General features: G+C 69.1%; 10 protein-coding genes. 6 read left to right on the forward strand and 4 right to left on the reverse strand.

The features are described from left to right. Positions 1–6 precede the first annotated feature (6 nt). From GV068_RS24580 to GV068_RS24590, 3 genes are read left to right on the forward strand one after another with little or no spacing between them, the layout of a single operon-like run. A complete protein-coding gene (locus tag GV068_RS24580) occupies positions 7–315 on the forward strand; it encodes a hypothetical protein (RefSeq protein WP_159704284.1) in 309 nt (102 codons plus the stop codon). After that, on the forward strand, positions 315–1,655 hold the full coding sequence (locus tag GV068_RS24585; protein ID WP_159704287.1) for a TolC family protein: 1,341 nt from the start codon (positions 315–317) through the stop codon (positions 1,653–1,655). Before GV068_RS24580 ends, GV068_RS24585 begins: the two co-directional genes overlap by 1 nt. Beyond that, entirely contained in the window at positions 1,652–3,019 is a 1,368-nt protein-coding gene (locus GV068_RS24590; protein ID WP_159704290.1) for a multicopper oxidase family protein, read from the forward strand. The genes GV068_RS24585 and GV068_RS24590 overlap by 4 nt, the downstream gene beginning before the upstream one ends. Before the next feature lie 109 nt (positions 3,020–3,128). Here the strand turns inward: GV068_RS24590 and GV068_RS24595 are convergent, their stop codons facing one another. After that, positions 3,129–5,858 (reverse strand): ATP-binding protein, encoded by a 2,730-nt coding sequence (locus GV068_RS24595; RefSeq protein WP_159704293.1) that lies wholly within the window; start codon positions 5,856–5,858, stop codon positions 3,129–3,131. A gap of 116 nt (positions 5,859–5,974) precedes the next feature. Beyond that, a complete protein-coding gene (locus tag GV068_RS24600) occupies positions 5,975–8,422 on the reverse strand; it encodes a heavy metal translocating P-type ATPase (RefSeq protein WP_159704296.1) in 2,448 nt (815 codons plus the stop codon). Between the two features lie 216 nt (positions 8,423–8,638). On the opposite strand from GV068_RS24600, the gene GV068_RS24605 reads away from it, so the two are divergent. Then, positions 8,639–8,806: a hypothetical protein gene (locus GV068_RS24605; protein WP_159704299.1), complete on the forward strand. Its 168-nt coding sequence runs from the start codon at positions 8,639–8,641 to the stop codon at positions 8,804–8,806. A gap of 30 nt (positions 8,807–8,836) precedes the next feature. Here the strand turns inward: GV068_RS24605 and GV068_RS24610 are convergent, their stop codons facing one another. Beyond that, positions 8,837–10,756: a PAS domain S-box protein gene (locus GV068_RS24610; protein WP_229464488.1), complete on the reverse strand. Its 1,920-nt coding sequence runs from the start codon at positions 10,754–10,756 to the stop codon at positions 8,837–8,839. Positions 10,757–10,956: 200 nt separating this feature from the next. On the opposite strand from GV068_RS24610, the gene GV068_RS24615 reads away from it, so the two are divergent. Further along, complete coding sequence (locus GV068_RS24615) at positions 10,957–11,463, forward strand: nuclear transport factor 2 family protein (protein ID WP_159704305.1); 507 nt, start codon at positions 10,957–10,959, stop codon at positions 11,461–11,463. A 109-nt stretch (positions 11,464–11,572) separates the two neighbouring features. Further along, complete coding sequence (locus tag GV068_RS24620; protein ID WP_159704308.1) at positions 11,573–12,808, forward strand: MFS transporter; 1,236 nt, start codon at positions 11,573–11,575, stop codon at positions 12,806–12,808. Here the strand turns inward: GV068_RS24620 and GV068_RS24625 are convergent. After that, positions 12,805–13,380: a flavin reductase family protein gene (locus GV068_RS24625; protein ID WP_159704311.1), complete on the reverse strand. Its 576-nt coding sequence runs from the start codon at positions 13,378–13,380 to the stop codon at positions 12,805–12,807. The two genes, GV068_RS24620 and GV068_RS24625, sit on opposite strands and share 4 nt — an antisense overlap. Between the last annotated feature and the right edge of the window lie 46 nt (positions 13,381–13,426).

The raw sequence follows: 13,426 nt of genomic DNA on the forward strand, positions 1-13,426 counted from the left end.
GTTCCCATGTTCCGTTTGATCTTGCCAGCCGTGCTGGCACTTGCCCCCGTTGTGGCCGGCGCGACGCCGCCACAAGCCGATGACGCCAAGGCGCCCGTCCCCGAAACGGCGTATCGCACGCCACAGGACTACCGGGCGGCCGAGACGCCACCCACCACGCCCGACCGCCACTGGGTGGAAGCGAATCGCACCGTCCTCGGCTACAAGCCGATGATGCTGACCATGCCCGAACGTGCGCCGGCGCCGGCGGAAAAGCCTGATAAGCCCGCGCCAGCCCACGACCATTCCGGGCATGACAAAGAGGGGCATCACTGATGCGCGCCGCCCTCCTGCTTCCGCTACTGGTCCTGGCCGGCTGCGCCAGCACCAGCCCGCAAGAAGGCGCCGACGCCGTCGCGACCCTGGTCCAGCAACGCCTTGGGGTCGCCCCGCGCCTCGCCGGGCCGGATGCCCAGGCCGTGAGCCAGGAAGTCGAGGCCCTGCTCAAGGAACCGGTCTCGATCGACGCCGCGGTGCGCATCGCTCTCCTGAATCACCCGGGCCTGCAGGCCACCTATTGGGACGTCGGCGTGGCCCAGGCCGACCTGGCCCAGGCTGCGCGCCTGCGCAATCCCGCGCTCGGATTCTCGCGCCTGTCCGGGCACGGCGAGGTCGAGATCGAGCGCTCGATCGGCTTCGATCTGGCCGGCCTGCTGACCATGCCGCTGCGCCAGCGCATGGAAGCGCGCCGCGCAGAGTCGGCGCGCCTGAGCGTGGCAGCCGCCATCGAAGGCCACGCGCTGGCAACCCGCAAAGCCTGGATCGAGGCGGTCGCCGCCGGGCAAAGCCTGGTCTACGCACGCCAGGTGAACGTGGCGGCCGACGCCTCGGCCGAACTGATGGGCCGCATGGCCAAGGCGGGCAACGCCAGCCAGCTCGACCTGGCACGCGAACAGGCCTTCCATGCCGAAGCCGCCGCCGGGGTGCTGCGCGCCCAGCGCGCGCTCGACGGCGCACGCGAACACCTGACCCGCCAGCTCGGCCTCTGGGGTGCGCAGGCCGGCTACACGCTGCCGGAGCGCCTGCCCGAGCTGCCGGCCGCGCCGCGCGACCTAGCGCGCATCGAACAGACCGCCCTGGAACGGCGCCTGGACGTGCAGGCCGCGCGCGTCTCCGCCGAGCAGCTGGCGCGCGACCTGGGCCTCACGCGCAGCACGCGCTTCGTGAACGTGCTCGACCTCGGCTACCACAACAAGAGCGAAACGGGTTCGGCGCGCGCCAATGGCTACGAAGTCGGCCTGGAACTGCCGCTGTTCGACTGGGGCGGCGCCCGCGTCGCCCGCGCCGAAGCGCTCTACATGCAGGCCGTGTACCGGGTGCGCGACGCCGCCGTCAATGCCCGCAGCGAAGCGCGCGAGAGCTACCTGGGCTACCGCGCCAGCTATGACCTGGCGCGCCACTACCGCGACGAGGTCATCCCGCTACGCAAGAAGATCGCCGACGAGACCCTGCTGCGCTACAACGGCATGCTGGCCAGCCCCTTCGAATTGCTGGCCGACGCGCGCGAACAGGCGCAGGCCGTAAGCAGCACCATCGACGCCCTCAAGGAATTCTGGCTGGCCGATTGCGCCCTCGAGGGCGCGCTGGGCGGCCGCCCGAACAAGGAAACCCCATGACCAACCGCAGACACTTCCTCACCAATGCCGGCGCTACCATGCTGGGCGCCTCCCTGATCAGCAAGGCCGGCGCCGCCGGACTGCCCGAAGCCCCGGTCCACAGCTCCAGCGCCACCGCCGCGCCCCTGGCGCCGCCCAACGGCCGGCCCTACAACCCGGTGGTCACCCTCAACGGCTGGACCCTGCCCTGGCGCATGAAGGACGGCGTCAAGGAATTCCACCTGGTCGCCGAACCCGTGGTGCGCGAACTCGCCCCCGGCATGCAGGCCAACCTGTGGGGCTACAACGGCCAGAGCCCGGGCCCGACCATCGAGGTGGTCGAGGGCGACCGCGTGCGCATCTTTGTCACCAACAAGCTGCCCGAGCACACCAGCGTCCACTGGCACGGCCAGATCCTGCCCTGCGGGATGGATGGCATCACCGGCTTGACCCAGCCCGGCATCCCGCCCGGGAAGACCTTCGTCTACGAATTCGTGGCGCGCCACGCCGGCACCTTCATGTACCACCCGCATGCGGACGAGATGATGCAGATGGCGATGGGGATGATGGGCTTCTGGGTGACGCACCCGAAGAACCCGAAGCAGCACGCGGTCGACCGCGACTACGTGTTCCTGCTCTCGTCCTACGACATCGAACCGGGCAGCTACACGCCGCGCACCAACACCATGCTCGACTTCAATCTGTGGACCTTCAACAGCCGGGTATTCCCCGGCATCGACCCGATGGTGGCGCGCCTGGGCGACAAGGTGCGCATCCGGGTCGGCAACCTGACCATGACCAACCACCCGATCCACCTGCACGGCCACACCTTCCAGGTGGCCGGCACCGACGGCGGTTGGGTGCAGCCCTCCGCGCGCTGGCCGGAAGTGACGACCGACGTCGCGGTGGGCCAGATGCGCGCGATCGAGTTCGTAGCCGACAATCCCGGCGACTGGGCCTTCCACTGCCACAAGTCGCACCACACAATGAACGCGATGGGCCACGACGTGCCGAACCTGGCCGGGGTCGACCACCGCGGCGTGGCGCGCAAGATCAACAGCCTGGTGCCGGGCTACATGGTGATGGGCGACCGCGGCGGCTCGATGGGCGACATGCGCATGCGCCTGCCGCAGAACACCTTGCCCATGATGGACGGCAAAGGACCGTTCGGGAACATGGAGATGGGCGGGATGTTCACGGTGCTGAAGGTGCGCGAAGGACTGGCGCGCGGGGATTACACCGATCCGGGCTGGTACAAGCATCCGGCGGGGACCGTGGCGCGGGAGTGGACCGGGGAGCTGCCGGCGGCGCCGAGTGCGGCGGCTGCGCCGGCGTCGGAGCAGCCGGCGATGAATGCGAAGAAGCCGACTTCGCATAAGCATTGACCGTAGGGTGGGCGGATCTCCGCCCACGCGGTGATAGTTTGCAGCGAGATCATCCCGCACGAAAGCGGAGCCGCTAGCGATCACCGCGTGGGCAGGAAACCTGCCCACCCTACAACTTCGAGAGCAATTCGATGAGCTGGTGCGGCGCCACCGGTTTGGTCAGATGCTCGTCGAAGCCCACCGCCAGCGATGCCGCCCGGTCCTCCTGCCGACCGCGCCCCGTCACCGCCACCAGGAAGGGCCGCGGCGTACGGCGCGACAGGATGGCCGCCACCTCCAGCCCATCCAGCTCCGGCATTCCCAGGTCCAGCACCACGATCTGCGCCGGACGCGCGTTGAACAGCCGCAGCGCGGCCGCCCCGTCGTGCGCCACCTCCACCGTCGCTCCCTCCGAACGCAGCAGCCAAGCCAGCGATTCCGCCGCGTCGACGTTGTCGTCCGCGACCAGCACCCGATGGCGGATGCGTGGTCCGCCGCCAGCCTCCTGCACGTCCACGTCGGACGCGGGCGCCGGATGGATCGCCGGCAGCCGCACGGTGAAGGCCGAGCCACGTCCCGGCCCCGCGCTGTAGGCCTCGATGCGGCCGCCATGCAGCTCCACCAGTCCCTTGGCCAGCGACAGGCCGATCCCGAGCCCGCCCTGGGCCAGGTGGCTGGCGCTCGACACCTGGACAAAGGCGTCGAACACGCGCGCCAGCATGTCCGGCTCGATGCCGATGCCGTTGTCGCTCACCTCCACCCGCGCTTCGCCGTCCTCTTCCTTCAGCAGGATGCCGATGCGCCCGCCAGGGGGCGTGTACTTGGCGGCGTTGTTGATCAGGTTGGCCAGCACCTGGGTCAGGCGCAATGCGTCGGCCTCGACCCAGACCGGTTCGTCGCACAGGTCGAGCGCCACCTGGTGGCGGCCGGCTTCGACCAGGGGCATGCTGGTCTGCAGGGTGTCGCGCAGCAGGCGGCCCAGCTCCACCGGGGCCCGATGCAGCGCGATCTTGCCGCGGCTGATGCGGGTCACGTCCAGCAGGTCGTCCAGCAGGCGCGCCATCTGCGCGGTCTGGCGCCCGACCATGGCGGCGATCCAGTCGATCCGGTCCTGGGCCAGCGCCTTGCCGCGCAGGAGCGACGCGGCGTTCGCGATCGGCGCGAGAGGGTTGCGCAGCTCGTGCGCCAGGGTGGCGATGTAGACGTCCTTGCGGCGGTCGGCTTCGCGCAAGGCCTCCATCGCTTCTTCGCGCTCGCTGACGTCCAGCACCAGCGAAAACACCCGGTCGATGCGCCCGTCCTCGTCGTGCAGCACCGAGTTGTACCACTCGCAGCTGAGGGTGCGGCCGTCGTGCGTGCGGTTGCGGTTGCTCGACTTGACGTAGCGCGTGGCGGAATCGAGCAGGCGCCCGATGGCGCCGGTCACCCTGTCGGCATCCTCTTCGTGGATCATCGGCAGCGCATCGATGCGCCGTCCCACCGCTTCCCTCGCGCTCCAGCCGAACAGCTCCTCGGCGCGCTTGTTCCACAGGCGGATCACGAAGTCGCGGTCCCATTCGATCACGGCCAGCGGTGTGTTCTCGATCAGGTAGCGGGTCTGGTCGAGCGCCCGCGCCAGCGCGGCATTCGCTTCGGTGCGTTCGGTGATGTCGTCGAGGACGATCACGGCCGCCGCCAGCTCGGCTGCGCCGTCGCGCAGCGGCGCTCCGCTCACCGCATACACGCGGCGGCCATCGCGCGTCAGGCTCTCCAGCACGGCGTCGCGAAACGGTTCGCCGCGGATCACGCGCCGCACCGGCTCGCCGATCAGGGAGAGCATCGCCGCCGTTCCCTCCATCCGGCCTGGGCCGGCGCAGCCGGCATGCTCGAAGCGCGCCGCCATCTGCTCGGCCTGGTCGTTGGCCATCACGCAGCGGCCCTCGCGGTCGACGATCAGGACGCCGTCGGGCAGCTGGCGCAGCACCGATCCGAGCAGGCTTTGCCACTGCGCGCGCGAGCGCGTCTCGAGCATCTCTTCGAAGGTCAGGCGCAGGCGCTCATGCAGGGCGATGTTGTCGATGGCGACCGCGCCCAGCACGAACAGCGAGGCCGCCAGGCCATACATCCGCCCGGCATAGAAGCCGAGGTCGTAGCGCCCGCCATTGAGCAGGGAGGACAGCATGACCTCGCAGACCCAGGCCGACATCGCGATGGTCAGCCAGACGTCCAGTACCGCGCGCGGGCGTTTACGGGCGGTGCGCCACAGGGCGGCCAGGGCCAGTGCCAGCACCAGGGCGCTGATCCAGCGGTAGGCGGGCAGGAAGCGATGCCCGTCCGTCAGCGGGGGCAGGTAGGGCGCACCGCTGGTGCAGAGCAGGACCAGCAGCGCGACGAACAGCCCCGTCAGCAAGCTGCCGACACGCAGGAAGTGGGGCGGCAAGGGGCGCCGGTAGCTGCGCGCGTAGCCGATCACGAACAGCGGGAACAGTGCATGCCAGAGCATGAACAGCCAGGGCGTGGTCTGGCTGTTCCCGCCCAGCACGCCGTGGGCGGAGAACAGGCCCGGGAAGGTCAGCATGTGGGCCAGCGCGATCAGGGCCGTGAACAGATAGCCGAGCGTGAGGATGCCGAGCGACCAGGAGCGGCTGGTGTGCAGGTGGCCAAGCAGGAGGATAGCGGTGAGCAGGTTGCTGCCGATGAGGATCGACTGGTACATCGGCACGAATTCCGGCGCCACCGGCAAGGGGGTGCGGGCAAACGGGGCCAGCAGCGCGAACAGCACCGCCAGCACCGCGAGGACGACCAGAACGCTGCGCAATTGCGTCCCGGAAGGCGGGTGTTTCGCCAGGTCTGCCGGTTCTGTCAGAACACCTTGTCGCATGGGTCATCCCCGTGGAATGCTGCGTCGATCGGGCCGTCCGCCCGGCAATTATCTACCTTACATAAAAATATAGCTCATCTGAAGTTTATTTGTCGTTTTGACAGCGTGCGGACGGCTCAGGCGCGTGCGCTGACCGGATAGCCGGCGGCATCGATCGCCGCCGCGATTTCGTTGAGATCGGCATCGCTGTCGATGCGCACGCGCTTGGTCGGCAGGTCGATGCTGACCTTGGCATCCCCGTCGATACCCTGTACCGCCTTGGTCACGCGGCCGACGCAGTGGCCGCAGCTCATGTCTTCCACAGTCAGTTCATACATATGCAATGCTCCTTGTTGAATGGGCGCGCTGGCCCCGTTGGTCGATGATGCGAGTTTGGGTGATTCCTGTGGCCGCCAGCCGCGCAGCAGCAGTGCGTTCGCCACCACGCTCACGGAACTGAGCGCCATCGCGGCGCCGGCCAGCACGGGATTGAGGAAACCGAATGCCGCCAGCGGGATGCCGACCACGTTGTACACAAAAGCCCAGCCGAGGTTCTGGCGGATCTTGGCGTACGTCCGCTGCGAGATCGTCACTGCGTCCGCCACCAGGCCGGGGTCGCCCCGCATCAGGGTGATGCCGGCAGTCTGCATGGCGACGTCGGTGCCGCTGGCCATGGCGATGCCGACGTCGGCCGCGGCCAGGGCCGGGGCGTCGTTGATGCCGTCGCCGACCATCGCCACCCGGCTGCCGGCGGCAATCAGGTCCCCCACGACGCGCGCCTTGTCGCCCGGCAGCACGCCGGCGTGGAAGCGCGTGATGCCCGTTTGCGCCGCCACGGCGCGCGCCGCCCCTTCGCTGTCGCCGGTCAGCATCACCGAGGCGATGCCCATGCCCTGCAAACGCGCCACCGCCGCGGCGGCGCCGGGTTTCAGCGTGTCGCCGAAAGCAAGCAGGCCGGCCACTTCGATGCCTCCGGGACCCTGCAGCGCCAGCCAGGATACGGTGCGTCCCTGTTCTTCATGCGCGGCGGCGCGCGCCGCGAGCTCGCCCAGCGGCGCGCCCTGTTCCTGCATCAGGCGCGCGTTGCCGAGCCATACCGTGGTCCCGTCCACCTCGGCCTGCATGCCGCGTCCCGGAAGCGCCCGTGCATCGGCCGCCGGCATCAGGGCCAGGCCGCGTTCGCGGGCGGCGTCGAGCACCGCCTGCGCCAAGGGGTGGGTGCTGGCCTGCTGCACGCTGGCGGCCAGCTGCAACAGCCGGGGCGGATCAATTCCTTCAAGTGCGACCAACTGCGGCTTGCCTTCGGTGAGGGTACCGGTCTTGTCGAACACCACCACGTCGAGTGCATGGGCGCGCTCCAGCGCTTCGGCGTCCTTGATCAGGATGCCGTGGCGCGCGGCGGCGCCGGTGCCGACCATGATCGAGGCGGGCGTCGCCAGGCCCAGCGCGCAGGGACAGGCAATCACCTGCACCGCCACCGCATTGAGCAGGGCCGCCTGCCAGTCGCCGGTCGCCAGGCCCCAGCCCAGCAGTGTGACGAGCGAGACCAGCAGCACCGCCGGCACGAACACCGCGCTGACCCGGTCCACCAGGCGCTGGATCGGCGCCTTGACCGCCTGCGCATCCTCGACCATCCGGATGATCTGCGACAGCATGGTCTGCGCGCCGACCGCGGTGGCGCGCACCAGCAGCAGGCCGTCGGCGTTGACGGCGCCGCCGGCCACCTGCTGGCTCGGTCCCTTGGCCACCGGCAGGCTCTCGCCAGTGAGCAGGGATTCATCGAGGTGGCTGCGACCCTCTTCCACCAGGCCGTCGGCGGGCACGCGCTCGCCCGGTCGCACCACCATCAGGTCGCCCACGCGCAGTTCGGCGAGTGGGATGCGCAGGTCGCCGCCGGCGCGCCGCACCAGGGCGTCGTTGCTGCGCAATGCCTCGAGCGCCCCGATCGCCGCCAGCGCCTGGCGCTTGGCGCGGCTCTCCAGCCATTTGCCGAGCAGGACCAGCGTGATCACGACGGCGGCGGATTCAAAGTACAGGTGCGGGGCGCCGTGCGCGCCGCCCGGGTGCGCCAGCAGCAGGTAGAGCGAGAGGCCATAGGCGGCGCTGGTGCCGATCGCGACCAGCAGGTCCATGTTGCCGCTGCCGGCGCGCAGGGCTTTCCAGCCGGCCCGGTAGAAGCGCGCCCCGAGCCAGAACTGCACCGGGGTCGCCAGCGCCAGTTGCAGCCAGCCCGGCAGCATCCAGTCGACGCCGACAACCTGGGCCAGCATGGGCGCCACCAGCGGGATGCTCAGCAGCGCGGCGGCGACCGGCCACCAGGACGGCAGCGCCCTGCCCGGTTCCTGAGGGACGGGCGCATGGCTCGCTTCGGCCGCTTCGTAGCCGGCGTCGCGCACCGCCGCAACCAGCGCGGCGAGGTCCGCGCCGCCGTGCACGCTGGCCTTTTCGGTGGCGAGGTTGACCGTCGCGGCGCGAACGCCGGGAACCTTCTGCAGCGCCTTCTCGACCCGCGCCACGCAGGAGGCGCAGGTCATGCCCTCGATGCGCAGCACCGTGCTGCTGCCGGAATCTGTACTCGTGTCCATGTTGCTTCCTTTATCCATATCTACAGGATATTCCTTCCCACGATGGGAAGGTCAAGCGTGTTTGTGCACATATTTCGCGTCCCGATTGAGCTCATCGGTGGAATGCGTGCCATGGCCGAACGAATGGATGGGCTGCCCATCGAACTCCCGACACGACGAGGGAGCGCGCATTGTCCTTGCAAGGAAAGCCTGGCCGGCTGTGGTGGAAAGAGGACGATGACGACAAGAACGACAAGCAGTCGCAGGCCGAAAAAGGTCCGGATCGGCGACGTCCGCTACGCCGCCGGCGCGGCGGTCTTTGTCGCCAGGCTGAATCTCAAGCTGCGCAACTACGGCAACCTGGCCAGTGCCGCCTACCAGTCCGGCGGCGAACGCCTGGAATGAGAGGAACTCAAGCTGCGCCAGGCGCGCACTTCAATAAGGACGGCGCGCCGAGCAGACCCGCCCGCGCCCGGCCTTCTTGGCCTGGTACATGAAGTGGTCGGCTTCCTTCAGCAGCTCGTCCGAGCTGCGCTCGGCGCCGCCGGTGTCGAGGGCGATGCCGATGCTGGCGCGCACGCGCACCGCGCGGCCCGGCAGTTCCACCGGTTCCGAGATGCTGGAAATCAGCTTCTCGGCCACGGTGTGGGCATCGTCGAAGGTATCGGCCATGTCTTCCAGCAGCACGGTGAACTCGTCGCCCGCAAGCCGGTATACGCTGTCGGTCTTGCGCACCGCCGCGCGCAGGCGTTCGGCGATCACGCCGAGCAGGATGTCGCCCGCTTCGTGCCCTTGCGAATCGTTGACGGCCTTGAAGCCGTCCAGGTCGATGAACAGCATACCGAGCGTCTTGCCGCTGCGGCGCGCGCGCGCCTGGGCGATCGGGATCGATTCCAGCAGCGCACGGCGGTTCAGCAGGCCTGTGAGCTGGTCGTGCCTGGTCTCGTATTCGCGCTTCTCCTGTTCCTCCTTGCGCGCGCTGATGTCGTGCAGGAAGGCGCTGAACATGGTGCGTCCGTTGATCTCGAGCGCGCGGATGCGCACTTCCACCGTCAGGCTGCTGCCGTCGCGCCGCAGCGCCGGCAACTCCAGGCGCTGGTCGACGGCACTGGCGATACGGGTCGCCAGGAAGCGCTGCATGCCGTCGCGGTGGCCGTCGCGGTGCGCTTCCGGAATGATCAGCTCCTCCAGCTTGCGGCCCAGCGCCTCGTTGCGCGGCCAGCCGAAAGTGTCCTCGGCCTGGCGATTCCAGGCCGTGACCGTACCCTCTTCGTCCAGGCTGATGTAGGCGTCGTTGGCGTTTTCCACCACGCTGCGGATCTCCGCCTCGCGCGCCCGCAGCTCGCCTTCGATGGCGTGCTGGCGCTTCATCGCCGCGGTCAACTGCACATTGGCGTCCTGCAGTTCGGCCGTGCGCGCCTGCACCCGGCGTTCCAGGTCGGCGTTCAGCGCCGCGACCTGCTGCTGCGCCGCTTTCTCGGCCTGGATGTCCTTGATCACCGAAACGTAATATTCGACCACCCCAGCGTCGTTGCGCTTGGGTGAGACATTCAGGTTGATCCAGACCGCACTGCCGTCCTTGCGGATGTAGCGCTTTTCCAGCTGGTACTGATCGAGCTCGCCCCGCCCCATCGCTGCGAGCTGCGCGACGTCGGCCGACACGTCGTCCGGGTGGGTGATCTGCTGGAAGGTCAGGCGCCACAGCTCTTCCTCGCTGTAGCCGACGATGTCGCACAAGGCCTTGTTGACGCTGATCCAGCCGCCGTCCGGCGCCACCAGCGCGATGCCGACGCTGGCGATGTCGAAGATGGTACGAAAGCGCGCCTCGCTGGCGCCCAGCACTTCGCTCGAATGCGCCAGCTGGTCGCGCGCCAGCACCATGCGCTCGCGGTACTGCACCTCCTTGGTCAGGATCGCGGCCAGGTCGCCCAGCACCTGCACTTCTTCTTCGCTGAAGGTGCGCGGCTTCGTATCGAGCGCGCACAGGGTGCCGATCGCCAGGCCTGCCGTCGTGCGGATCGGCACGCCGGCGTAGAAACGGATGTTGGGCGGTCCGTTAACCAGCGGATTGTCGCTGAAGCGCGCATCCTGCTGCGCGTCATTGACCACCAGCGGCGCGCTCATGCCGATCGCATGGGCGCAGAAGGCGTCTTCGCGCGGCGTCTCGTCCACCTCGAGGCCAACGCGCGACTTGAACCACTGGCGGTCGGCGTCGACCAGCGAGAACAGCGCCATCGGCACGTCCAGCAGGCGGCTGGCGAGCCGGGTCACACGGTCGAATACCGGCTCGGGCGGAGTGTCGAGCAGGTGCAGGGCGTCGAGCATCGACAGCCGGTCTAGTTCGTCTGGGGGCAAGGGAGCTGCTGGCATACGCATCCGTCAAGGTCAGGTGACGGCCTGGCTGCCGTCTTCCCGGAACTGTACCAGATATTGACTTTCAGACACACAATTACCATGTCATGTGTACCAACAATGTGTCGCGTTCGCGAGAATGTGTGACATTTGCTCCTAAGCAGGATTACTATAATCGAATCAACCCGACTCCGAGCCCAGCCATGCGCCCTCTTCCGCTCGTCACGCTTTGCCTCGCCGGCCTGCTCTGGCAGCCCGCTTCCGCCCACGCCGGGGATGCTCCCGCACGCGGCGCCACCGTTAGCAGCGTGCGCGAGGCCGAGCGCCAGCGGGCGCAGGCACTCAATGCGCGCGACATCGAACAGCTGCGGCGCCTCATCGGCGGTAACTACCGCCACGTTGAAACCAATGGCAGGCTGCGCAGCAAGACCGAGTTCCTGCAGTCGCTGGCGCGCGACGACTACCGCATCCGCAAGTACGAGCTCGAGGACATGGACATCGAGCTGCTCGGCGAGGGCAGCGTCGCGCTGGTGACCGGCACCTACCGCGCCGAGCGCCAGGACCTGGGAGGCGGCCAGCCGGTGCGGGGCCGCTACGTGCGCATCTGGACCCGCCAGCCGGAAGGCTGGCGCATGGCGCTGCACCAGGCGACCGAGATCCGGACCGCGGCGGCGGCGGCCACCGGGGCGGACACGCGCGCCCTGCAGTAGTCGCGCGATTGTTCATAAAAGCTGACAAGTGTGGGCGGTTTGTCGGCTAATTATCTTCCAGTCCATCTTCTCTAGAATGGCTCCATTCTTTTCCACGCAGGAGCACACCATGCACGACCCATCCCCCAACCACGAGGACATCGCCCCCGGCATGGTCCTGCTGCTGGCCCTGGCCTGCGGCCTGATCGTCGCCAACCTCTACTATGCCCAGACCCTGGTGGGCCCGATCAGCAGCGCCACCGGCCTGTCCCCCGGCGCCGCCGGGCTGGTGGTCACCCTGACCCAGGTCGGGTATACCCTGGGCCTGCTGTTCGTGGTGCCGCTGGGCGACCTGGTCGAGAACCGGCGCCTGGTGGTCGGCGGCCTCGCCTTCACTTCCGTCGCCCTGCTGGCCGCGGCGCTCAGCACCAGCGCCTGGGCCTTCCTGGCGGCGGCGCTCGCGATCGGGCTCGGTTCGGTGGCGGCCCAGGTGCTGGTGCCCTTCGCGGCCCACCTGTCGATCGAGCGCACCCGCGGCCGCACGGTCGGCAAGGTGGTCAGCGGCCTGCTGCTAGGGATCATGCTGGCGCGGCCGGCGGCCTCCCTGGTGGCGGACCACAGCAGCTGGCACGCTGTGTTCGGTGGCGCCGCGGTCCTGATGGCGCTGCTGGCGCTGGTTCTGCGCCGGCGCCTGCCGCAGCGGATGCCCTCGCCGCAGCTGGCCTATGGCCCGCTGATGGCCTCGCTCTGGACCCTGCTGCGCAGCACCCCGGTCCTGCGTCGCCGCGCCGCCTACCATGCGGCCCTGTTCGGCGCCTTCAGCCTGTTCTGGACCGTGGCCCCGCTGGCGCTGAGCAGCCCGCGCTTCGGCCTGTCGCAGACCGGCATCGCGATCTTCGCCCTGGTCGGCATGGCCGGCGCGGTGGCCTCCCCGGTGGCCGGCCACCTGGCCGACCGCGGCCACACCCTGGTCGCGACCGCGATCGCCCTGCTGCTGGGGATCGCCGGCTTCGCACTGGCCCTGCTCGCACCGCCCTCGCGCCTGGCCGACCTCGGCTTGCTGGCCTTCGCTTCGATCGTGCTCGACATGGCGGTGGCGGCCAACCTGGTGCTGGGCCAGCGCGCCATCTTCAGCCTGGGCGCGGAAGTGCGCAGCCGCCTCAACGGCCTGTATTTCGCGCTGTTCTTCGCCGGCGGCGCGTTCGGCTCGGCGCTGGGCGGCTGGGTGTATGCGACGTACGGCTGGCAGGCGGCGCTGCTCACCGGTCTGGCGCTGCCGGCCCTGGCCCTGGCCTACTGGGTGACGGAATACGTGGCGGTCATGAGGGCGGCGCGGCGCGCGCCCGCCCCGGCGCAAGCGCGCTAGTCGGCCGCGCGCATCGGCTCGCCGATCGCATAGAAGTGGCCGCCGGCGATGTGGTGGATGCTGCGCAGGCCAGGGTCAGCGCTTTCGAAATGCCAGTGACCGTCGCGGAACACGCGATCGTCGGCCCAGGCACTGGTGACCTCGCCGATGAACAGGTCGTAGGCCTGCTGGTTGTGCGGCTCCGGCACCAGCCGGCAGGCGAGATAAGCCGAGCAGCCTTCAACCAGGGGCGCATCGACGCCTCCCATGCGCATCAGGGTGACGCCGGCGCGCTCGAGTTTATCGGGCTCGGCGTTCAGGCTGCGGTTGCCGACTTCATGCGTCAGGCGCAGCTGCTTCACGGTCGGCAGCTGGATCACGAAGCTGCCGCTGCCCTCGACCAGGGCGCGGGTGCGGGTCGACTTGTCGAGGACCACGGTGAGCTTGGGCGGCGCGAAATCGAGGGCGCAGGCCCAGGCCGCGGCCATCACGTTCTCGACGCCGTCGTGGCGCGCCGAGACCAGGACGGTCGGGCCGTGGCTGAGCAGGCGGTAAGCCTTGTCCAGTGGGACGGGTTGGATGTGCTCGTTCATGCGATGTCCATCTGCGGCAAAGATCGCAGTCTGCCACGGATGCCCA

The sequence above is a fragment of the Massilia sp. 9I genome (genome assembly GCF_902506415.1).
Taxonomy (GTDB): Bacteria; Pseudomonadota; Gammaproteobacteria; order Burkholderiales; family Burkholderiaceae_D; genus Telluria.

Coding starts and splice junctions, on each gene's coding strand:
- GV068_RS24580 (WP_159704284.1), top strand. CDS start 7: ATGTTCCGTTTGATCTTGCCAGCCGTGCTGGCACTTGCCCCCGTTGTG.
- GV068_RS24585 (WP_159704287.1), top strand. CDS start 315: ATGCGCGCCGCCCTCCTGCTTCCGCTACTGGTCCTGGCCGGCTGCGCC.
- GV068_RS24590 (WP_159704290.1), top strand. CDS start 1,652: ATGACCAACCGCAGACACTTCCTCACCAATGCCGGCGCTACCATGCTG.
- GV068_RS24595 (WP_159704293.1), bottom strand. CDS start 5,858: ATGCGACAAGGTGTTCTGACAGAACCGGCAGACCTGGCGAAACACCCG.
- GV068_RS24600 (WP_159704296.1), bottom strand. CDS start 8,422: ATGGACACGAGTACAGATTCCGGCAGCAGCACGGTGCTGCGCATCGAG.
- GV068_RS24605 (WP_159704299.1), top strand. CDS start 8,639: ATGACGACAAGAACGACAAGCAGTCGCAGGCCGAAAAAGGTCCGGATC.
- GV068_RS24615 (WP_159704305.1), top strand. CDS start 10,957: ATGCGCCCTCTTCCGCTCGTCACGCTTTGCCTCGCCGGCCTGCTCTGG.
- GV068_RS24620 (WP_159704308.1), top strand. CDS start 11,573: ATGCACGACCCATCCCCCAACCACGAGGACATCGCCCCCGGCATGGTC.
- GV068_RS24625 (WP_159704311.1), bottom strand. CDS start 13,380: ATGAACGAGCACATCCAACCCGTCCCACTGGACAAGGCTTACCGCCTG.